The 19,811-nt window shown below is 66.3% G+C and carries 19 protein-coding genes and 1 tRNA gene; 14 read left to right on the top strand and 6 right to left on the bottom strand.

What is annotated here, in order from left to right; all coding sequences use genetic code 11:
- Positions 1–49 precede the first annotated feature (49 nt).
- The 10 genes from ACEN9G_RS18715 to ACEN9G_RS18670 all read left to right on the top strand — a co-directional run bounded on the left by ACEN9G_RS18715 (position 50) and on the right by ACEN9G_RS18670 (position 11,819).
- Positions 50–1,282, top strand: coding sequence for a tetratricopeptide repeat protein (locus ACEN9G_RS18715; RefSeq protein WP_413338375.1), 1,233 nt, complete (start codon positions 50–52; stop codon positions 1,280–1,282).
- Positions 1,283–1,447: 165 nt separating this feature from the next.
- Positions 1,448–2,419 carry a bifunctional riboflavin kinase/FAD synthetase gene (locus ACEN9G_RS18710; RefSeq protein ID WP_413338377.1) on the top strand — a complete coding sequence of 324 codons (972 nt, stop codon included), beginning with the start codon at positions 1,448–1,450 and terminating at the stop codon, positions 2,417–2,419.
- 93 nt (positions 2,420–2,512) lie between these two features.
- Entirely contained in the window at positions 2,513–5,401 is a 2,889-nt protein-coding gene (ileS, locus tag ACEN9G_RS18705) for an isoleucine--tRNA ligase (protein ID WP_413338379.1), read from the top strand.
- A gap of 53 nt (positions 5,402–5,454) precedes the next feature.
- Positions 5,455–5,976: a signal peptidase II gene (gene lspA, locus ACEN9G_RS18700; protein WP_413338381.1), complete on the top strand. Its 522-nt coding sequence runs from the start codon at positions 5,455–5,457 to the stop codon at positions 5,974–5,976.
- A 19-nt stretch (positions 5,977–5,995) separates the two neighbouring features.
- Positions 5,996–7,216 carry a bifunctional phosphopantothenoylcysteine decarboxylase/phosphopantothenate--cysteine ligase CoaBC gene (gene coaBC, locus ACEN9G_RS18695; RefSeq protein WP_160409486.1) on the top strand — a complete coding sequence of 407 codons (1,221 nt, stop codon included), beginning with the start codon at positions 5,996–5,998 and terminating at the stop codon, positions 7,214–7,216.
- A gap of 25 nt (positions 7,217–7,241) precedes the next feature.
- A complete protein-coding gene (dut, locus tag ACEN9G_RS18690) occupies positions 7,242–7,691 on the top strand; it encodes a dUTP diphosphatase (RefSeq protein ID WP_413338383.1) in 450 nt (149 codons plus the stop codon).
- A 14-nt stretch (positions 7,692–7,705) separates the two neighbouring features.
- Positions 7,706–8,803 (top strand): M48 family metallopeptidase, encoded by a 1,098-nt coding sequence (locus ACEN9G_RS18685; RefSeq protein ID WP_483126837.1) that lies wholly within the window; start codon positions 7,706–7,708, stop codon positions 8,801–8,803.
- Between the two features lie 176 nt (positions 8,804–8,979).
- The gene (locus tag ACEN9G_RS18680) at positions 8,980–9,888 is read left to right on the top strand and encodes a DMT family transporter (RefSeq protein ID WP_483126836.1); all 909 of its coding nucleotides are present in this window, start codon (positions 8,980–8,982) and stop codon (positions 9,886–9,888) included.
- Complete coding sequence (locus tag ACEN9G_RS18675) at positions 9,885–10,763, top strand: DNA-3-methyladenine glycosylase family protein (RefSeq protein WP_413337016.1); 879 nt, start codon at positions 9,885–9,887, stop codon at positions 10,761–10,763. The genes ACEN9G_RS18680 and ACEN9G_RS18675 overlap by 4 nt, the downstream gene beginning before the upstream one ends.
- 78 nt (positions 10,764–10,841) lie before the next feature.
- Positions 10,842–11,819, top strand: coding sequence for a hypothetical protein (locus tag ACEN9G_RS18670; RefSeq protein ID WP_413337017.1), 978 nt, complete (start codon positions 10,842–10,844; stop codon positions 11,817–11,819).
- 3 nt (positions 11,820–11,822) lie between these two features.
- On the opposite strand, the gene ACEN9G_RS18665 is transcribed toward ACEN9G_RS18670, so the two are convergent.
- Positions 11,823–12,245, bottom strand: coding sequence for a T6SS immunity protein Tdi1 domain-containing protein (locus tag ACEN9G_RS18665; RefSeq protein ID WP_413337018.1), 423 nt, complete (start codon positions 12,243–12,245; stop codon positions 11,823–11,825).
- Between the two features lie 150 nt (positions 12,246–12,395).
- Positions 12,396–12,472 (bottom strand) — tRNA-Met (locus ACEN9G_RS18660).
- Between the two features lie 172 nt (positions 12,473–12,644).
- Here ACEN9G_RS18660 and ACEN9G_RS18655 point away from each other — a divergent pair.
- The 4 genes from ACEN9G_RS18655 (at position 12,645) to ACEN9G_RS18640 (ending at position 15,867) form a co-directional block, all read left to right on the top strand.
- Positions 12,645–13,229, top strand: a complete 585-nt coding sequence (locus ACEN9G_RS18655) for an NUDIX hydrolase (RefSeq protein ID WP_413337019.1) — start codon at positions 12,645–12,647, stop codon at positions 13,227–13,229.
- A 14-nt stretch (positions 13,230–13,243) separates the two neighbouring features.
- A complete protein-coding gene (gene aat, locus ACEN9G_RS18650; protein ID WP_413337020.1) occupies positions 13,244–13,966 on the top strand; it encodes a leucyl/phenylalanyl-tRNA--protein transferase in 723 nt (240 codons plus the stop codon).
- Positions 13,967–14,027: 61 nt separating this feature from the next.
- Positions 14,028–14,756 (top strand): arginyltransferase, encoded by a 729-nt coding sequence (locus ACEN9G_RS18645; RefSeq protein ID WP_413337021.1) that lies wholly within the window; start codon positions 14,028–14,030, stop codon positions 14,754–14,756.
- Positions 14,757–14,823: 67 nt separating this feature from the next.
- The gene (locus tag ACEN9G_RS18640) at positions 14,824–15,867 is read left to right on the top strand and encodes a quinone-dependent dihydroorotate dehydrogenase (protein WP_413337022.1); all 1,044 of its coding nucleotides are present in this window, start codon (positions 14,824–14,826) and stop codon (positions 15,865–15,867) included.
- A gap of 127 nt (positions 15,868–15,994) precedes the next feature.
- Here the strand turns inward: ACEN9G_RS18640 and ACEN9G_RS18635 are convergent, their stop codons facing one another.
- Genes ACEN9G_RS18635 through cysT form a run of 4 tightly spaced genes read right to left on the bottom strand, consistent with a single transcriptional unit; the run spans position 15,995 to position 19,759 of the window.
- On the bottom strand, positions 15,995–16,927 hold the full coding sequence (locus tag ACEN9G_RS18635) for a CysB family HTH-type transcriptional regulator (protein WP_413337023.1): 933 nt from the start codon (positions 16,925–16,927) through the stop codon (positions 15,995–15,997).
- Complete coding sequence (locus ACEN9G_RS18630) at positions 16,924–17,997, bottom strand: sulfate/molybdate ABC transporter ATP-binding protein (RefSeq protein ID WP_413337024.1); 1,074 nt, start codon at positions 17,995–17,997, stop codon at positions 16,924–16,926. Before ACEN9G_RS18630 ends, ACEN9G_RS18635 begins: the two co-directional genes overlap by 4 nt.
- Positions 17,998–18,000: 3 nt before the next feature.
- Positions 18,001–18,915 (bottom strand): sulfate ABC transporter permease subunit CysW, encoded by a 915-nt coding sequence (cysW, locus tag ACEN9G_RS18625; RefSeq protein WP_413337025.1) that lies wholly within the window; start codon positions 18,913–18,915, stop codon positions 18,001–18,003.
- Between the two features lies 1 nt (position 18,916).
- Entirely contained in the window at positions 18,917–19,759 is an 843-nt protein-coding gene (gene cysT, locus ACEN9G_RS18620) for a sulfate ABC transporter permease subunit CysT (protein ID WP_413337026.1), read from the bottom strand.
- Between the last annotated feature and the right edge of the window lie 52 nt (positions 19,760–19,811).

Raw genomic sequence — 19,811 nt, 5'->3', positions numbered from 1 at the left:
ACGGCAGGGTTTCCCTGCCGTGTCTATTTTGAATGAGAGAATTTCGATAATGGCTAAATTCCGCCTCGCACACCTCGGCCTCGTAGTGGCCGCCCTCGGATTCACCGCCGCCGCTCCCGTGGTCGGCCTGGCCCCGGTCTACGCCGCGGAGGTCCTCCGCCCCGAAATCGGCAAACCGCTGCAGGAAGCCGCGCAGCTGATTAAATCGGGCAAGAACAAGGAAGCCTTGGCCAAGCTGCGCGACCTCGACAAGGTCGGCGGCAAGTCGGCCAACGAAACCTACCTGATCGAACGCACCCGTGCCGGTGCCGCATCGGCCGCCGGCGATTACGACACGGCCGCCAAGGCCTTCGAATACCTGATCGGCTCCGGCAAGCTGAACGCGACCGAAAAAGCCCAGTTCTCGGAAGGCCTGATCGGCATCTACATGCGCGCGGGCGACCTGGGCAAGGCCAACGCCGCCATCGAACGCCAGCTGAAGGAGCGCGACGATCCGAAGCTGCGCGCCTACCTGATGCAGAACTATTACAAGCAGGGCAACATCCAGGCACTGGAGAATGAACTGCGCGTGGCCGAGAAGAGCGGCCGCCTGAGCGAAGACCAGCTGGGCATGCTGGCCAACATCCAGCTCAAGAAGAACGACAAGGCCGGCTACGTCAACACCATCGAGAAACTGGCCGCCAACTATCCGAAGGCCCAGTACTGGACCGACCTGCTGAACCGCGTGCAGAGCAAGCCGGGCTTCTCGGGCCGCCTCTCCGTGGACATCTACCGCCTGAAGCTGGCCAACGGCCTGCTGAAGAAACCGAGCGAATACATGGAAATGGCCCAGCTCGTGCTGCAGGCCGGCGCGCCGGCTGAAGCCCTGAAGGTCATCGACAAGGGCTACAAGGCAGGCGCACTGGGCACCGGCCCGGACGCCGCGCGTCACCAGCGCCTGAAGGACCTGGCCGAAAAGAGCCTTGCCGACCAGAACAAGAACCTGGCCGCGACCGAAGCGCAGCTGATCAAGGACGCCGACAACGACGGCCTCGCATCGCTGGGTTACGCACTGGTCCAGTCCGGCCAGGCCGACAAGGGCCTGAAGATGCTGGAAGCCGCGTCGAAAGCCAAGGACCTGAAGCATCCGGAAGACGTCAAGCTGCACCTGGGCGAAGCCTACGCCGTCGCCGGCAAGAAGCAGCAAGCCATCAACACGCTCAAGACCGTCCGCGGTACCGATGGCACGGCGGAAGTGGCCCGTTACTTCATCATGGCGATCAACAAGCCGATCTCCGGCTGATCTCCCTGCCCCGGGCTGAACAAAAAGCGCAGTCTGCGTCACGCAGGCTGCGCTTTTTTTATTGGGGGGCAACGCTACCTCATCCGCAGCGGCAAAGGCGTTGCGCTGTGCAACATGCCCTTTGCCGTATAATCTGGTATTTCGCCTAGAAGCACGAACCATCCAATGAAGGTATTTCGCGGACTTCCCAACGACAGGGCACGCGCGCCCTGCGCGCTCACGATCGGCAACTTCGACGGTGTCCACCGCGGGCACCAGGCGCTGCTGGCCCACGTGACCGCGAGCGCCCGCAAGCTCGGGCTGGAAGCCGCCGTGATGACGTTCGAACCTCATCCCCGCGAATATTTTGCGCAGCGCAGCGGCGACCTGTCGAAGGCGCCGGCCCGCATCGCCAACCTGCGCGACAAACTGGAATCGCTGGAACACGCCGGCGTCGACCGCGTCATCGTCGAACACTTCAACGAGCACTTCGCCTCGATGTCGCCGGACGAATTCACGCGGCGCGTGCTGGTCGACGGCCTGCACGTGAAATGGCTGATGGTCGGCGACGACTTTTGCTACGGCGCCCGCCGCGCCGGCAACGTCGCCCTGCTGGCCGAAGCCGGCCAGCGCTACGGCTTCGAAGTGCACAGCCTGCCGGCCGTGCTGCACGACTCCACCCGGATCTCGTCCTCGGCCGTGCGCGCCGCGCTCGCGGCCGCCGATTTCGACGCCACGCGCGCCCTGCTGGGGCACCCGTATTCGATGTCCGGCCACGTGATCCACGGCCAGAAACTGGGCCGCACGCTGGGCTTCCCCACGCTGAACCTGCGTGTCGCCCACCGCCCTGCCCTGGCCGGCATCTTCGTCGTGCAGGTGCACGGCCTGGCCGACCAGCCGCTGCCGGCCGTCGCCAGCCTCGGCGTGCGTCCGACCGTCGAGGACGCGGGCCGCATGCTGCTGGAAGTCCATGTCTTCGACTGGAACCAGCCCTGCTACGGCAAGCTCGTGCGCGTGGAATTCCTCACCAAGCTGCGCGACGAAGAAAAATACGTCGACCTTCCCACACTGACGGCCGCCATCGAGCGCGACGCCCAGCAGGCACGCGCCTGGTTCGCCCAGCGCGCCGGCGCCCTCACGGCCACCGACCGAATTTGACCGGGACTTTTGCAGTCCCGACGACGCCAAGGACGGCGTAACAGCGTGCCGTCCCGTCATCACGAATAACAGCAGTCCACTTTAGAAATCACCATGTCCGATACCAAGCAAGGCCAGAAAGGCCAACAAGGCAACAAGAAGCCGGAGAGCAAATACCCGGTCAACATGACCGACACCCCCTTCCCGATGCGCGGCGACCTCGCCAAGCGCGAGCCGGGCTGGGTCAAGCAATGGCAGGACAAGAAGATCTACGAACGCGTCCGCAAGGCGGCCGCCGGCCGTCCCCGATTCGTCCTGCACGACGGTCCGCCGTACGCGAATGGCGACATCCATCTGGGCCACTCGGTCAACAAGATCCTCAAGGACATGGTCGTCAAATCGCGCACCATCGCCGGCTTCGACGCGCCGTACGTGCCGGGCTGGGACTGCCACGGCATGCCGATCGAGATCCAGATCGAAAAACAGTTCGGCAAGAACCTGCCGACGGCCGAGGTGCTGCAAAAGGCACGCGCCTACGCGCTCGAGCAGGTCGACCGCCAGCGCGCCGGCTTCATCCGCCTGGGCGTGCTGGGCGAGTGGGACAATCCGTACCTGACGATGAATTTCAGTAACGAGGCGGACGAGCTGCGCGCGCTCGGCACGATGCTCGACAAGGGTTATGTGTATCGCGGCCTGAAGCCCGTGAACTGGTGCTTCGACTGCGGCTCGGCGCTGGCCGAGGCGGAAGTGGAATACCAGGACAAGCGCGACCCCGCGATCGACGTCGGCTTCCCGTTCGCGGAACCGGACAAGGTCGCGCAGGCGTTCGGCCTGGACGCGCTGCCCGCGGGCGACGGCTTCATCGTGATCTGGACGACGACCCCGTGGACGATCCCGTCGAACCAGGCTCTGAACGTGCATCCGGAAGTGACGTACGCGCTCGTGAAAGCCGATCGCAACGGCCAACCGATCCTGCTGATCGTGGCGAAAGACCTGGCCGAAAGCGTCCTGCAGCGCTACAAGCTGGAAGGCGGGATCGTCGCCACGACGACCGGCGACAAGCTGGGCGGCCTCCGCTTCAAGCACCCGCTGCACGCGGCCGATCCGTTCTACGACCGCACGTCGCCCGTCTACCTGGCCGAGTACGTGACGACCGACAGCGGCACCGGCGTCGTCCACTCCGCGCCGGCCTATGGCCTGGAAGACTTCCAGTCCTGCAAGGCGCACGGCATGAAGGACGACGAGATCCTGAAGCCCGTGATGGGCGATGGCCGCTTCGCCAGCACGCTGCCGCTGTTCGGCGGCATGACGATCTGGGAAGCATCGAAGCCGATCTGCAACGCCCTGTCCGAAGCCGGCGCCCTGTTCGAGCTGAAGATGTTCGACCACAGCTACATGCACTGCTGGCGCCACAAGACGCCGATCGTCTACCGCGCGACGAGCCAGTGGTTCGCCGGCATGGACGTCAAGCCGAAGGACGGCGGCCCGACCTTGCGCGAATCCGCGCTGGCCGGCATCGCCGAGACGCAGTTCTTCCCCGACTGGGGCCAGGCGCGCCTGCAGGGCATGATCGCCAACCGTCCGGACTGGACCCTGTCGCGCCAGCGCCAGTGGGGCGTCCCGATGGCCTTCTTCCTGCACAAGGAAACGGGCGACCTGCATCCGCGCACGCCCGAGCTGCTGGAGCAGGTGGCCAGGCTGATCGAACAGGGCGGCATCGACGCCTGGCACAAGCTCGACCCGCGCGACCTGCTGGGCGATGAAGCCGCGATGTACGAAAAGAACCGCGACACGCTGGACGTGTGGTTCGACTCGGGCACGACGCACCAGACCGTGCTGCGCGGCTCGCACGCGGCGCAGTCGCACTTCCCGGCCGACCTGTACCTGGAAGGCTCGGACCAGCACCGCGGCTGGTTCCACTCGTCGTTGCTGACGTCGTCGATGCTGAATGGCCGTCCGCCGTACAAGGCGCTGCTCACGCACGGCTTCACCGTGGACGAACATGGCCGCAAGATGTCGAAATCGCTCGGCAACGTGCTGTCGCCGCAAAAGATCAGCGACACGCTGGGCGCCGACATCCTGCGCCTGTGGGTCGCGTCGACCGACTATACGGGCGAACTGGCGCTGTCCGAAGAGATCCTGAAGCGCGTGACGGAGGCATATCGCCGCATCCGCAACACGCTGCGCTTCCTGCTCGCGAACACGTCGGACTTCGATCCGGTCAAGAACGCCGTGCCGGCGACCGAGCTGCTCGAGATCGACCGCTACGCGCTGGCCGAGACCGCGCGCCTGCAGGATGACGTGGCCAAGCACTTCGAACGCTACGAATTCCACCCGGTCGTCGCGCGCCTGCAGAACTTCTGCTCGGAAGACCTGGGCGGCTTCTACCTCGACATCCTGAAGGACCGCCTGTACACGACGGGCGTGAACTCGCACGCGCGCCGCTCGGCGCAGACCGCGCTGTGGCACATCGCGCATTCTCTGCTGCGCATCATGGCGCCGATCCTGTCGTTCACCGCGGAGGAAGCGTGGGCCGTGTTCGCGGGCGAGCAGGCCTACAAGGACAGCGACGAGACCATCTTCACGCAAACCTTGTGGACCTTCCCGGCGATCGCGGACGGCACCGCGCTGCTGGACAAGTACGCGCTGCTGCGCGCCGTCCGTGCCGACGTCACCAAGCAGCTGGAAGAAGTGCGCGCATCCGGCGCGATCGGCTCGTCGCTGCAGGCGGAACTGGCGCTCAGGGCCGCCGGCGACAAGTACGCGACGCTGGCCAGCCTGGACGACGACCTGAAGTTCGTGTTCATCACGTCGCAGGCGACCGTCGAACAGGTCGCCGACGCCGCGGCGGAAGCCGTCACCGTGACGCCGTCCGCGGCCGCCAAGTGCGAGCGCTGCTGGCACTACCGCCGCGACGTGGGCCATGACCACGCGCATCCGGGCCTGTGCGGCCGCTGCACGAGCAACCTGTTCGGCAGCGGGGAACAGCGCCGCTTCGCCTGACGTACCAGCGCCCCGGGCCGCGTGCCCGGGGTTTTACCTTTACGACCATCGACATGGCCAGCAAAAAAAAACCAACATTCTCCGCCGTCTCGTCGCGCTCGGGCGGCAGCCTGACCCCGTGGCTCGGCATCGCCTTCATCGTCATCCTGCTCGACCAGATCAGCAAGATCACCATCACGCGCACCTTCATGCACGGCGAAGAGAAGTCCATCACGAGCTTCTTCAACCTGGTCCTCGCGTATAACAAGGGGGCCGCGTTCAGCTTCCTGTCCGACCAGGGCGGCTGGCAGCGCTACCTGTTCGCCGGCATCGCCATCGCGGCCGTCGGCTTCATCATCTACCTGCTGCGCAAGCACGCGGGCCAGCGCATGTTCTGCTGGGCCCTCGCGCTGATCATGGGCGGCGCCCTCGGCAACCTCGTCGACCGCGTCGCCTACGGCCACGTGATCGACTTCCTCGACTTCTACTGGCGCGGCGTCGGCCACTTCCCGGCTTTTAATATCGCGGACACCGCGATCACGATCGGCGCCTTCCTGTTCATCATCGATGAGCTGCGCCGCGTGAACAAACACTGAGCACGGAGGAACCATGAGCATGGACCTGAAGGGCAAGAAGATCGTCCTCGGCCTGTCCGGCGGCGTGGCCTGCTACAAGGCTGCGGAACTGTGCCGCGCGCTCACCAGGCAGGGCGCGCACGTGCAGGTCGTGATGACCGAGGCGGCCACCCATTTCATCGGCACCGTGACGATGCAGGCGCTGTCCGGCCGCGGCGTGTTCACGGACCAGTGGGATGGCCGCATCCCCAACAACATGGCGCACATCGACCTCACGCGCGATGCCGACGCCATCCTCGTCGCGCCCTGCTCGGCCGACTTCCTGTTCAAGCTCGCGCACGGCGCCACCGACGACCTGCTGTCGACCCTGTGCCTCGCGCGCCCGCACCACGTGCCGCTGCTCGTCGCACCGGCGATGAACGTCGAGATGTGGGAAAAGGCGCCCACGCAGCGCAACGTCGCGCAGCTGCGCGACGACGGCGTCTGCATCCTGGGCCCGGCCGCCGGCTCGCAGGCCTGCGGCGAGACGGGCATGGGCCGCATGCTCGAACCGGACGAACTGCTCGAGGAACTCGTCGCGTCGTTCCAGCCGAAGCTCCTGGCGGGAAAACGCGTGCTGATCACGGCCGGTCCGACGTATGAAGCGATCGACCCCGTGCGCGGCATCACGAACCTCTCGTCCGGGAAGATGGGCTATGCGATCGCGCGCGCCGCGCGCGAGGCCGGCGCGGACGTCACGCTCGTCTCCGGACCGACGTCGCTGCCCACCCCGCATGGCGTGCGCCGCATCGACGTGCAGAGCGCGCGCCAGATGCTGGACGCCGTCATGGCCGCCGTCTCCGGCCAGCACATCTTCGTGGGCGTGGCGGCCGTCGCCGACTGGCGCGTGGACAATGCCAGCGCCCAGAAGATCAAGAAGGACGGCAGCGGCGACGCCCCGCAACTTCACTTCGCGCAGAACCCGGACATCCTCGCGACCGTCGCCGCGACCACGTCGCTGAACGGCTGGCCGTATTGCGTCGGCTTCGCGGCCGAATCGGAAAACCTGATCGAATACGGCGCGGTGAAACGCGAGAAAAAAGGCATTCCTCTGCTCGTGGGCAATATCGGCCCGCAGACGTTCGGGCAGGATGAGAATGCGATCGTGCTGTTCGACGAAAGCGGCCACACGGTGCTCCCGCGCGCGACCAAGCTGGAACTGGCGCGCCAGCTCGTTTCCGAAATTGCCAAGCGTCTGGAACAACGTTCGCTGCTGGCCTGATTCACCCGTACCACACAAGCACTCCATGAAGAATATCGACCTGAAAATCCTCGACCCGCGCATGAAGGACTTCCTGCCGGCCTATGCCACCGCCGGCAGCGCCGGCCTCGACCTGCGTGCCTGCGTCGAGGCGCCCATGACCATCGTCCCCGGCGAGACGGTGCTGGTGCCGACCGGCCTCGCCATCCACATCGGCGATCCGGGCTATGCGGCGATGATCCTGCCCCGTAGTGGACTCGGCCATAAGAACGGCATTGTTCTGGGGAATCTGGTAGGCTTGATCGACTCCGATTACCAGGGCCAGCTGATGGTCTCGACCTGGAATCGCGGCCAGGCCACGTTCACCCTGCAGCCGATGGACCGCCTGGCGCAGCTGATCGTGGTGCCTGTCATGCAGGTGGGCTTCAACGTCGTGGAGGATTTCGCAACGAGCGACCGGGGCGCAGGAGGATTCGGCTCCACCGGCAAACAATAAACTATGAGGAGCACATGACCGGACATCTTCGTCAGCGCCCCGCGGGTTTCAGGACGACCGCGCTGGGCATCACCGCAGCCCTGCTGCTGTCGGCCTGCGCCACGCAGGCACCGCGTCAACCGTCGGCCACGCCGCGCGTCACCGAACGCCCCGTCGAAGCTCCGGCCCTGAGCCCGCAGATGGCCGCCGCCGCGGACACCCTGACGAAGATGGCGGCCCTGCAGGAGCGCCTGTACAAGGTCGCGGCGCCGCTACTGATCCAGAATGCCGAATTGTGCAAGGGCCAGGCGCGCAACCTCCTCGGCTTCACGGCGAAGAACCGCTGGTCCTATCCGGGCGAATACAACGAAGCCGCGCACGTCGCCTTCGGCATGGACGAACGCCTGCAGGTGACCGACGTGCTGGCCGGCAGCGGCGCCGCGCGCGCCGGCCTGCAGGAGGGCGACGTGCTGCTCGCCGCCGCCGGCAAGCCGCTGCCGGCCGGAGAGCATGCGCTGTCCCAGGCGGGCGCGCTGTTCGGCAAGATCCTCGCATCGCAGGCGAGCCTGCCGATGACGATCGAGCGCCGCCGCAGCGAGCGCCAGCTGACCATTCCCGTTACGCGCGCCTGCGCCTTCGCGATCGAACTGGGCAACGCGGACAACGTCAACGCGTACGGCGACGGCAGCCGCGTACTCGTCACGCGCGGCATGATCAACTTCACGCACGACGACGACGAACTGGCCTTCGTGCTGGCCAAGACGATGGCCCACAACATGCTCGGCCACCCGTCCTCGCAACGCAACAGCGCGACGATCGGCAGCATCATCGACAACCTGAAGAGCATCACGCCCGACACGTCGATGCTGATCGGCAGCGGCGGCATCAAGGCCATGCCGGCCGACGCGGACGCCGCCGCCGACCGCCTCGGCATCTACCTGGCTGCGCGCGCCGGCTACGACGTCAAGGACGCGCCCGCGTTCTGGAACCGCCTGGCCGAGAGCTATCCGCCCAGCGTGTTGAACGGCTACAGCGCCAATCATCCGGCGCTGCCGCAGCGCCTGTCCGCGGTGGAAAAAGCGATCGCGGACGTCAAGGCCAAGCGGTCCGCGAAGAAGCCGCTGGTGCCTTGAGCATCGACGCATCCGCGTGATCGACCAGGGCCGCGCTTTTGCGGCCCTTTTTCATGCCCTTCCGGCAGCATTCCCGACCTTTTTGTATCATTACCAATTCCCCTGCCCCGTCGCGCAATTCAAGCGCAAGAAACGGGAAGGCCGGGGAAGCCCCTGCGTCTATCCTCCCGGGAACCATGAACACTGCCAACCTGCTGCGCCTCATCGTGCTTGCCTCCATCTGGGGCGGCTCCTTCCTCTTCATGCGCATCAGCGCGCCGACGCTCGGCCCCGCGGTGCTCATCGAATTCCGCGTGCTGTTCGCGGCGCTGTTCCTCGCCATCGTCGGCGTCGTGCTCAAGAAGCGCCTCGACATGCGCGCGCACTGGAAGCATTACTTCATCCTCGGCTTCTTCAACTCCGCGTTCCCGTTCCTGCTGTTCGCGTTCGCGGCGCGCACCTTGCCGGCGTCCGTGCTGGCCGTGCTGAACGCCACCGCGCCGATGTGGGGCGCGCTGCTCGGCGCCGTGTGGGGACGCCAGGCGATCCGCGCACGCACGGCGCTGGGCCTCGTGCTGGGCACCGTCGGCGTCGCTCTGCTCGTCGGCTTCGACCACGCGACGAGCCGCCCCGGCGCCGGCCTCGCCGTCGCCGCCGCGCTGGTGGCCGCGTTGAGCTACAGCGTCGCGAGCCTGTATGCGCGCACGGCGCAAAGCGTGGAGCCGTTCGCCAACGCGCACGGCACGATGTGGACGTCCGCGCTGATGGTGCTGCCCGTCCTGCCCCTGTTCCCACCGGCCGGCGCGCCGACCGTGGGCATCGTCGGCGCCGTGATCGCACTGGGCGTGCTGTGCAGCGGCATCGCGTACATCCTGTATTTCAAATTGATCGAGGAAGTCGGCACGACGTCCGCCCTGACGGTCACGTTCCTGAGCCCCGTCTTCGGCATCCTGTGGGGCGCGCTGTTCCTCGGCGAGGCGATCGGCTGGTACACGATCGTGGGCTCGGCCATCACGCTGGTCGGCACCGCGTTCGTCACGGGTTTCGTCCCGCGCTTCGGCCGCGATGCGCCCGTGCCGGTACCCACCAAAATGAGCAGCAAATGAGCCGCCACACGATCGCGCTGCCGGCCGGCTATCGCCACGCGGACGCGTACACATTCCACGGCCGCGATGCCGATGCGCTGGCCGAAGTCGTCGATGCGCAGGCGGGACGCATCCGCAAGGGCGTGCTGCTGGACGGCGTGCCGACGCTGCTCGACATCGCGCTGCACGCGGACCGTGCCGAGTGCGTCGTCGACAGCGACGGCGCCACCTCGGAGGCTGCGGTCCAGGACGCCCTCGTGAACATGCTGGGCCTGCGCATCGACCCCGCGCCGTTCGAACAGGCCGTGCGCGCCGATCCGCTGCTCGGCCCCGTCGTCGCGCGCCAGCCTGGCCTGCGCGTGATCCAGTCGGCCACCGTGTTCGAAGCGCTGACGTGGGCCATCATCGGCCAGCAGATCAACCTGCCGTTCGCCATTTCCCTGCGCCGCACGTTCATCGGCCTGGCGGGACGCGCGCATTCGAGCGGCCTCTGGTGTTATCCGGAAGCGGCCGACGTGGTCCGTCTCGACATCGAACAACTGACCAGCCGTAAGTTTTCCGGCGCGAAGGCGGAGACCTTGTTGCGCTTCGCCCGTCTCGTGGCCGACGGCACGCTGCCGCTGGACCGCACGGATGAACCGGCCGGCGTGAGCGAGCGCCTGCTCGCGGTCAAGGGCATCGGCCCGTGGACCGTCAACTATGCGCTGCTGCGCGGCTGGGGCTACGCCGACTGTTCGCTGCACGGCGACGTGGCCGTGCGCAACGCCATCGGCCGGCTGACGGGCGGCGAGCGGCCCGGCATGCGCGAGGCCGAAGAATTTCTCGAAGCCTACCGCCCGCACCGCACGATGGCCGCAGCCTACCTCTGGGCCAGCCTGAACCAGCCCGCCGGCTGACGCCGCTTTGTGCCGCCACAAGGCGCGGCCCCTCCGCTTGTCCAGACTGCTCGTAGCCTGAAACAAGCGGAGCGCATCATGAAAGCACAGACATGCGTGGCGGCGGTGCTGCTGGTCCACGCCGCCCTGGCCCACGCCGACACGCAAGATCCCGACGATCGCGGCGCCTATCTGTCGCTGGCATTCGGCAACGGCCGCATCTACGGCGGCAACGCGACCGGCTACCAGTGGATGCGCGGGCGCACGTTCGAAGTCCGCGCCGGACGCGAGCAGGGTGCCATGCGGACCGACTTCGTCCATTACAACGAAGGCCATCCGGACAACAACCACCGCGACGGGTTCGCGCTGCAATGGCTGGCCGCCCACCGCTTTTCCCACGCGTGGACGGGCGAGCTGGGCGCGGGACCGTATCTCAGCATGAACACCACGGAGATCGCCGGCCGCCAGATCGACGATGCCCGTCTCGGCGTGCTCCTCAGCGCCGGCCTGCGCCTCACCGTGCCCGGACCGCCCGGCACCCATCTGCGCCTCGGCTACAACCATGTGGCCATGCGCCATGTGCACCGGTCGGACGCGCTCGTGCTCGGCGTGGGACGCCAGTTCGGCCCGGCCGAGCCGGCGCCCGACGTGGTGCCGGACGGGCATATATGGATCGGCGGCACGTTCGGCACGTCGATCACGAACATGTCCGGTACCCATGGCGCGCACGCGGGCGTGATCGAGGCCAGGCAGTATGCGGACCGCTGGGGCGTCGGCACCAAATTCCTGTTCGAAGGCGACGACGGCGCGCGGGTCGACCGGCGCGGCGCCGCGGCGCAGCTGTGGTACGAGCAGCCCGTAACGCCGCGTTTTTCGATGAGCGCCGGCCTCGGCCCCTATTTCGCCGCGAACCGGCGCGACGGCAATCGCACGGCCACCAATCTCCTGATCAGCTTCCAGGCCGAGCGCGCGCTGTCCGCGCGCACGCGCGCCATCGTCAACTTCAACCGCATCAAGACGTTCCGCAAGACGAACGACCGCGACCTGTTCCAGGTCGGCGTGCTGCGGCGGTTCTAGGTCCTAGTGATAGTCCTGCCAGCGCGGCAGCCCGTCGAACTGCTGCGCGCCCTCGCCCGCGAACCGGATCAGTTCGGGCAAGGGCACCATGGCCAGGTTGTCGCGCCCGTAGTGCCCGCCCAGCGCACTGGGTATTTTCAGACAATACTTGCGTCCGGCGGTCAGCGGGCCCAGCGTGGTCTCCGCGAGGCGCACCTGGTCGTGCATGTACCAGCCGTCGAGGAATTCCTGGTTGTACGACAGGGCGTCGAGGGCGGCGCGGTCCTCGGCCACCGGTTCGCAGCGCAGGTCTTGCGGCGACAGGCGCCAGTACATGCCGTCCTCGTCGCGGACGATCAGATTGCCGAAGGCGTTCTCTCCCAGCACCTCGACCGCGTGGAGGCCGGTCCAGCCCCACGCCTCGTTGATGTCTTCCACAGTAATCATTCGTTGGCTCCGCTTTCAACGCACACGGAGACTTCGACCGGGCCGGGCGGCGGGCGTTGCGAGGATTGCTGGAATGGTTGAGGCGAGTCGAGCAGACGACCCAAAACGAAAAAGCCGCTGATCCGGAACAGGATCAGCGGCTTTGGAATCTGGTTGCGGGGACAGGATTTGAACCTGTGACCTTCGGGTTATGAGCCCGACGAGCTGCCAGACTGCTCCACCCCGCGTCTGATGATTCGTATTATACGCACCTTCCACACTTTAGGCAATCGAAGTTCTCCGGCTCGCCCGGATCGCAGCATAAGCCGCCTCCGCCGAGGCGCGCATCGCGGGCGGATTGCGGCCCAGTCGCTCCCAATACAGTGGTAAAGTAAGGGCAACTTAATTTATCTGCTTCCTATGAAATTCTGCTCCGAGTGCGCCCACCCGGTCACGGTGGCCATCCCCGAAGGCGACAACCGTCCGCGTTACGTGTGCACCCATTGCGGCACGATCCACTACCAGAACCCGAAGATGGTGATCGGCTCGATCCCCGTGTGGGAACAGGACGGCGAACTGAAGGTCCTGCTGTGCAAGCGCGCCATCGAGCCGCGCTACGGCTACTGGACGCTGCCGGCCGGTTTCATGGAAAACGGCGAGACCACGAGCGCGGCCGCCGCGCGCGAGACGGAAGAGGAAGCGGGCGCCAACATCGAGCTGGGCAATCTGTTCACCCTGCTGAACGTCGTGCACGTGCACCAGGTCCATATGTTCTATCTGGCGCGCCTCGTCGACCTGGACTTTGCACCGGGCATCGAAAGCCTGGACGTGCAATTGTTCAGCGAAGCCGAGATCCCGTGGGCCGACCTGGCCTTCCCCACGATCCGCACGACGCTCGAACTGTTCTTCGCCGACCGCGCGCAGATGCGCGAGGCCGGCAGCACCTATGGATTCCACACCCGCGACATCGCGGGTCCGATGCGGGCGCCCGTCCAACCCGACTGACAGGGCGTACGACGATGATTCCCTGGCTCGAGGCCCATACGCCGTTCCCCGACGTGTCCGAAGCGTTGACGACCGACGCGCCGGGCCTGCTCGCGGCCGGGGCGGACCTCTCGCCGCAGCGCCTGCTGGAGGCGTACCGGAACGGCATCTTCCCCTGGTTTTCCGAGGGCCAGCCGATCCTCTGGTGGAGCACCGACCCGCGCATGGTGCTGTACACCGACCGCTTCAAGGTCAGCGACAGCCTGAAGAAAACACTGCGCAAGATCGAGCGCAGCCGCCAGGCCGCCGGGCCGTGGGTCGTGCGCTTCGACGGCGCCTTCGAAGCGGTGATGCGCGCCTGCGCCGCGCCCCGCAAGGACGGGCCGGGCACGTGGATCTCGGAAGACATCATCGCCGGCTACACGGGCCTGCACCGCATGGGGTATGCGCACTCGTCCGAGGTCTGGCTGGACGGCGAACTGGTCGGCGGCGCCTATGGCGTGTGCATCGGCCGCATGTTCTACGGCGAATCGATGTTCGCGCGCGTGTCGGATGCGTCGAAGGTCGCGCTCGCGTACCTCGTCGCCTTCCTGCGCAGCCACGGCGTGAACATGGTCGACTGCCAGCAGGAGACGGGCCACCTGGCCTCGCTGGGCGCGGTGCCGATCCCGCGCCGGGATTTCCTGCAGCACCTGCGCCAGGCGATCCAGGAACCGCCGATCGAACGTTGGGAAGTCGCGCCACCGTTGACGGCCTAACGGTGCGCGGCGCCGTCTTTGGCTACAATGGGTTCAACACACGTCGTTCCGAGAGCTTTGCATGACGCACCTGAATGATCTGCCATTTTCCACGCTGCAGTTCTATACGACGGCACCGTATCCTTGCAGCTACCTCGACGCACGCCAGGCCCGCTCGCAGGTCGCCACGCCGTCGCACCTGATCAATGCGGACGTGTATTCGGAACTCGTGCGCAACGGTTTCCGCCGCAGCGGCATCTTCACCTACCGTCCCTATTGCGACGGCTGCCGGGCCTGCATCCCGGTGCGCGTCGCCGCCGAGCGCTTCACGCCCAACCGCAGCCAGCGGCGCGCATGGAAGCGCCACGAGGACCTGACGGCGATGGTGGCCAACCTGTCGTTCTCCGACGAGCACTATGCGCTGTACCTGCGCTACCAGACCACGCGCCACGTGGGCGGCGGCATGGACCAGGACAGCCGCGACCAGTACGCGCAATTCCTGCTGCAGAGCCGCGTCAACACGCGCCTCGTGGAATTCCGCGAACCGGACGGGCTGCTCCGCATGGTGTCGATCATCGACGTGCTGTCGGACGGCCTGTCGTCCGTCTACACGTTCTTCGACCCGGACGTGGCCGGTGCGTCGTTCGGCACGTACAACGTGATGTGGCAGATCGGCCAGGCGCGCGAACTGGGCCTGCCCTACGTCTACCTCGGTTACTGGATCGAGCAGAGCCCGAAGATGGCGTACAAGATCAATTTCAGGCCGTTGGAAGCCCGTATTGACGGCGCATGGGGTGTTCTGGATCGTTGAAGCCCCCAAGGACATGCGGTATTGCTGCCACACAAGGTAAAATGTCGCGAATTCTCGATAGCCGACCATGTCCGATAAACTCCTGTACGCCCTCGCCCGCCCGCTGCTGTTCTCCCTCGACCCCGAAACGGCCCACAACGTCACGCTCCCCGCCCTGCGCCGCGCCGCCGCGCTGGGGTTGACGGGCATCGTCCGCAAACCGAAGCCCGATCCGCGCACGGTCATGGGCATCACGTTCCCGAACCCGGTCGGCCTGGCTGCCGGCCTGGACAAGGACGGCGCCTACATCGACGGCCTGGCCGCGCTCGGCTTCGGCTCCATCGAAATCGGCACCGTGACGCCGCGCGCCCAGCCCGGCAACCCGCGCCCGCGCATGTTCCGCCTGCCGGCCGCGCGCGGCATCATCAACCGCATGGGCTTCAACAACGGCGGCGTCGACGCCTTCGTCGCCAACGTCCAGGCGTCGCGCTTCTACCAGGAACGCCAGGGCGTACTGGGCCTGAACATCGGCAAGAACGCCGACACGCCCATCGAGCGCGCGGCCGACGATTACGTCGCATGCCTGCAAAAGGTGTATCCGTACGCCAGCTATGTCACCGTCAACATCTCGTCGCCGAACACGAAGAACCTGCGCCAGCTGCAGGGCGCATCCGAACTGGATGCCCTGCTGTCGCAGCTGAAGGAAGAACAGTCGCGCCTGGCCGACAAGTACGGCCACTATGTGCCGCTGGCGCTGAAGATCGCGCCGGACGTCGATGGCGACCAGATCCGCAACATCGGCGGCGCCCTCGTCCGCCACGGCATCGACGGCGTGATCGCCACCAATACCACGCTGGCCCGCCGCGACGTGGAAGGCATGCGCCATGCGGCCGAACAGGGCGGCCTGTCGGGCGCGCCCGTGTTCGAACAGTCGACCATCGTGATCCGTGCGCTGAAGGCGGAAGTGGGCAATGCCGTGCCGATCATCGGCGTGGGCGGCATCCTGAGCGGACGCGATGCGAAGGCCAAGATCGATGCGGGCGCCCAGCTCGTGCAGTTGTACAGCGGCCTGATCTACCGGGGTCCCGCGCTCGTGCGCGAGTGCGCGGACGCGTTGCGTGGGCAGCGCTAAAAAGAGAACGTCGTTCCCGCGAAGGCGGGAACCCAATTTTGCGTGCCGGCTGCGCGAGCAGACTTGGGTCCCTGCCTTCGCAGGGACGACGTTGTTTTATGTTGCGTTCGATTGTGTGTAGCGGCTTTTAATCCGCTACAACCGGATGCAGCGCCTTCTCGATATCCGACTTCGTGAAACCCTGCGCGAAGCGCTCGATGAAGTCGTAGGCGTACGCGCGCAGGTAGGCGCCGCGGCGCACCGCAAGCCGCGTCACGTTCGGCGCGAACAAGTGCGACGACTCGATCGCGCGCAGCCCGCGGTCGCGGCCGTGGTCGAACGCCATCGAAGCGACGATACCTACACCCATCCCCAGCGACACGTACTGCTTGATGACGTCGGAGTCCATCGCCGTCAGCATGATGTCCGGGCTCACGCCGGCGGCGGCGAACGCCGCGTCGATGTGGCTGCGGCCGGTAAAGCCCACGTCGTACGTGATCAGCGGGAATTCGGCCAGGTCGGACAGCTTGATCGGCGACCGCTGCAGCAGCGGATGCCCATCCGGTACGACGACGAGGTGGCTCCAGCGGTAGCACGGGAACGACACGAGGTCGGGGAACGTCGACAGGCCTTCCGTCGCGATACCGATGTCGGCGCGGCCCGACAGCACCCATTCCGCGATGTGATCCGGCGCGCTCTGCTGCAGGGCGATGCGCACGCCCGGGAACGCCGTGCGGAACGCCTGCACCACCTGCGGCAGCGCGTAGCGCGCCTGCGTGTGGGTGACGGCGACCGTGAGCGTGCCGCTGTCCTGCGCGGCGTATTCGCTGCTGGCCTGCTGCAGGTTCTCCGCCTCGACGAGCAGGCGCTCGATGATCTTCAGGATGCCCTTGCCCGGATCCGTCAGGCCGGTCAGGCGCTTGCCGTTGCGCTCGAAGATGACGACGCCCAGTTCGTCCTCCAGCTCGCGGATCTGGCGCGACACGCCCGGCTGCGACGTGAACAGGGCGTTGGCCACGTCCGTCAGATTGAAATTGCGGCGCGCGGCTTCGCGCACCGAACGCAGCTGTTGGAAATTCAAATGCCTTCTCCTTGGTCGACGAATACGTGCATGCGCCTGGGTTTCACCAGCAGCGTCTCGCCGTCGCGCAGTCCCAGTTCGCGGTAGCGCTCGTTGGGGATGACGGCTTCGATGATCTGGGCATTGTCGGCGCGCTCCAGGTCCAGCTGGGCCAGCGGACCGATCGCGTGCGCACGGCGCAGCTTCACGGCGACGCCCTCCCCGCCCGCGACATAGCGCTCGACGTCGAGGTCGTGGGGACGGACGTAGGCGATGCCTTCGCCGTTCTTCACGTCCGCGAACTGCGGCGCGTGGAACGTGGCGTCGCCGCTGGCCAGCACGCCGTCGTTCACGCGGCCATGGAACAGGTTGACGTTGCCCAGGAAGCCGTAGACGAATGGCGACGCCGGATGGTTGTACACGTCGCTGGGCGTACCCAGCTGCTCGATATGGCCCTTGTTCATCAGGACGACCTGGTCCGCCACTTCGAGCGCCTCTTCCTGGTCGTGGGTGACGAAGATCGACGTCACGTGCAGCTCGTCGTGCAGCTGGCGCAGCCAGCGGCGCAGTTCCTTGCGCACTTTCGCATCGAGCGCGCCGAACGGTTCGTCCAGCAGCAGCACGCGGGGTTCCACCGCGAGGGCACGCGCCAGGGCGATGCGCTGGCGCTGGCCGCCGGACAACTGCGGCGGATAGCGGTCGGCGATCCAGTCCAGCTGCACGAGCTCCAGCAGCTTCTTCACTTTCTCGCGGATCACCGCTTCCGACGGACGCTCCTTGCGCGGCTTCACGCGCAGGCCGAAGGCGACGTTCTCGAACACGGTCATGTGCTTGAACAGCGCGTAATGCTGGAACACGAAGCCGACCTGGCGCTCGCGCACGTGACGGTTCGAGGCGTCGTCGCCGTCGAGCAGCACGCGGCCCGCATCGGGGAATTCGAGGCCGGCGATGATGCGCAACAGCGTCGTTTTGCCGCAGCCGGACGGACCCAGCAGCGCCGTCAGCTCGCCGTCGGCAAACTTCAGCGACACGTCGTCCAGGGCCGTGAACTGGCCGAACTGCTTGCGGATGTGTTGGACTTCGATCGTCATGTCTTACTCCGTGGTGTGGACCTGCACGCTGGCTTTCTGTGCCTGGTGCATGCGCCATTCGATAAAGGTTTTCACCGCCAGGGTCACGAGGGCCAGCAGTGCCAGCAGCGACGCGATCGCGAACGCGGCCGTGAAGTTGTATTCGTTGTAGAGGATCTCGACCTGCAACGGCATCGTGTTCGTCTCGCCGCGGATGTGGCCGGAGACGACCGACACGGCGCCGAACTCGCCCATCGCCCGGGCGTTACACAGGATCACGCCGTACAGCAGGCCCCACTTGATGTTCGGGAGCGTGACCTTGAAGAAGGTCTTCCAGCCGGACGCACCCAGCACGAGGGCCGCCTCTTCCTCTTCGCTGCCCTGCGCCTGCATCAGCGGGATCAGTTCGCGGGCGACGAACGGGAACGTGACGAAGACGGTCGCCAGCACGATGCCGGGCACGGCGAACAGGATCTTGATGTCGTGGTCCATCAGCCACGGGCCGAACCAGCCCTGCGAGCCGAACAGCAGCACATAGATCAGGCCCGCGATCACGGGCGAGACCGAGAATGGCAGGTCGATCAGCGACAGCAGGATGCTCTTGCCGGGGAAGTCGAACTTGGCGATCGTCCACGCGGCCGCCACGCCGAACACGAGGTTCAGCGGCACGGCGATGCCGGCGGCGATGAACGTCAGCTTGATGGCGGACAGCGCGTCCGGGTCGAGCACGGACTCCTTGTACACATCCCAGCCCTTCTTCAGGGCTTCGGTGAACACGGCCACGAGCGGGACGAACAGGAACAGCGTGAGGAAGATCAGCGCGACGGCGATCAGCGCATAGCGCACCCAGCTTGGCTCGAGCGTATTGGTGGCCTTGCGCGGCGCATTCGCCACCGCGGCGGTCTTGTCTTTCAGGTGATCGTCGAGAACGGCACTCATATTATTTGCCCGCACGCTTGCGCGCCCAGGCCTGCAGCAGGTTGATGGCCAGCAGGAGGATGAACGACACGAGCAGCATCACGACGGCGATGGCCGTGGCGCCCGTGTAGTCGTATTGCTCCAGCTTGGTGATGATGAACAGCGGCGTGATCTCGGAGACCATCGGCATATTGCCGGCGATGAAGATGACGGAACCGTATTCGCCGGTGGCGCGGGCGAACGCGAGGGCGAAGCCCGTCAGCAGCGCCGGCACGACACTCGGCAGGATCACGCGGGTAAAGGTCTGCCACGGGCTGGCGCCCAGGCTCGCGGCGGCCTCTTCCAGTTCGCGCTCCGCGTCTTCCAGCACCGGCTGTACCGTGCGCACGACGAACGGCAGGCCGATGAAGGTCAGCGCGATGACGACGCCCAGCGGCGTGAACGCGACCTTGATGCCGAGCGGTTCCAGGTGCTTGCCGATCCAGCCGTTGGACGAATACAGCGCCGTCAGGGTGATGCCGGCGACCGCGGTCGGCAGCGCGAACGGCAGGTCGACCAGCGCATCGACGAAGCGCTTGCCGGGGAACTGGTAACGCACGAGCACCCACGCGACGATGCCGCCGAACACGACGTTGATGGCGGCGCCGATCAGCGCGGCGCCGAAGCTCAGGCGGTACGACGCCATCACGCGCGGCGACGTCACGGCGCTCACGAACGCGTCCCAGCTCATCGTGAACGTCTTCAGGAAGATGGCCGACAGCGGGATCAGCACCAGCAGCGCCAGATAGAAAATCGTGAACCCGAGCGAGAGCCCAAAGCCGGGAATCACCCGGTTGGCGCTGTTTCGCGATAGTAAAGTGGTCATCTTACGCCTTATTACAATTTCTTCTAACGGAACGAAATAATCTCACTGGAAA

Source organism: Massilia sp. Masssp94, assembly GCF_059491305.1.
This window is presented reverse-complemented; position numbering and strand designations above follow the sequence as displayed.

Excerpts from the sequence above, each read along its gene's own strand:
- ACEN9G_RS18715 (WP_413338375.1), top strand. The coding sequence starts at position 50 with ATGGCTAAATTCCGCCTCGCACACCTCGGCCTCGTAGTGGCCGCCCTC.
- ACEN9G_RS18710 (WP_413338377.1), top strand. The coding sequence starts at position 1,448 with ATGAAGGTATTTCGCGGACTTCCCAACGACAGGGCACGCGCGCCCTGC.
- ileS (WP_413338379.1), top strand. The coding sequence starts at position 2,513 with ATGTCCGATACCAAGCAAGGCCAGAAAGGCCAACAAGGCAACAAGAAG.
- lspA (WP_413338381.1), top strand. The coding sequence starts at position 5,455 with ATGGCCAGCAAAAAAAAACCAACATTCTCCGCCGTCTCGTCGCGCTCG.
- coaBC (WP_160409486.1), top strand. The coding sequence starts at position 5,996 with ATGGACCTGAAGGGCAAGAAGATCGTCCTCGGCCTGTCCGGCGGCGTG.
- dut (WP_413338383.1), top strand. The coding sequence starts at position 7,242 with ATGAAGAATATCGACCTGAAAATCCTCGACCCGCGCATGAAGGACTTC.
- ACEN9G_RS18685 (WP_483126837.1), top strand. The coding sequence starts at position 7,706 with ATGACCGGACATCTTCGTCAGCGCCCCGCGGGTTTCAGGACGACCGCG.
- ACEN9G_RS18680 (WP_483126836.1), top strand. The coding sequence starts at position 8,980 with ATGAACACTGCCAACCTGCTGCGCCTCATCGTGCTTGCCTCCATCTGG.
- ACEN9G_RS18675 (WP_413337016.1), top strand. The coding sequence starts at position 9,885 with ATGAGCCGCCACACGATCGCGCTGCCGGCCGGCTATCGCCACGCGGAC.
- ACEN9G_RS18670 (WP_413337017.1), top strand. The coding sequence starts at position 10,842 with ATGAAAGCACAGACATGCGTGGCGGCGGTGCTGCTGGTCCACGCCGCC.
- ACEN9G_RS18665 (WP_413337018.1), bottom strand. The coding sequence starts at position 12,245 with ATGATTACTGTGGAAGACATCAACGAGGCGTGGGGCTGGACCGGCCTC.
- ACEN9G_RS18655 (WP_413337019.1), top strand. The coding sequence starts at position 12,645 with ATGAAATTCTGCTCCGAGTGCGCCCACCCGGTCACGGTGGCCATCCCC.
- aat (WP_413337020.1), top strand. The coding sequence starts at position 13,244 with ATGATTCCCTGGCTCGAGGCCCATACGCCGTTCCCCGACGTGTCCGAA.
- ACEN9G_RS18645 (WP_413337021.1), top strand. The coding sequence starts at position 14,028 with ATGACGCACCTGAATGATCTGCCATTTTCCACGCTGCAGTTCTATACG.
- ACEN9G_RS18640 (WP_413337022.1), top strand. The coding sequence starts at position 14,824 with ATGTCCGATAAACTCCTGTACGCCCTCGCCCGCCCGCTGCTGTTCTCC.
- ACEN9G_RS18630 (WP_413337024.1), bottom strand. The coding sequence starts at position 17,997 with ATGACGATCGAAGTCCAACACATCCGCAAGCAGTTCGGCCAGTTCACG.
- cysW (WP_413337025.1), bottom strand. The coding sequence starts at position 18,915 with ATGAGTGCCGTTCTCGACGATCACCTGAAAGACAAGACCGCCGCGGTG.
- cysT (WP_413337026.1), bottom strand. The coding sequence starts at position 19,759 with ATGACCACTTTACTATCGCGAAACAGCGCCAACCGGGTGATTCCCGGC.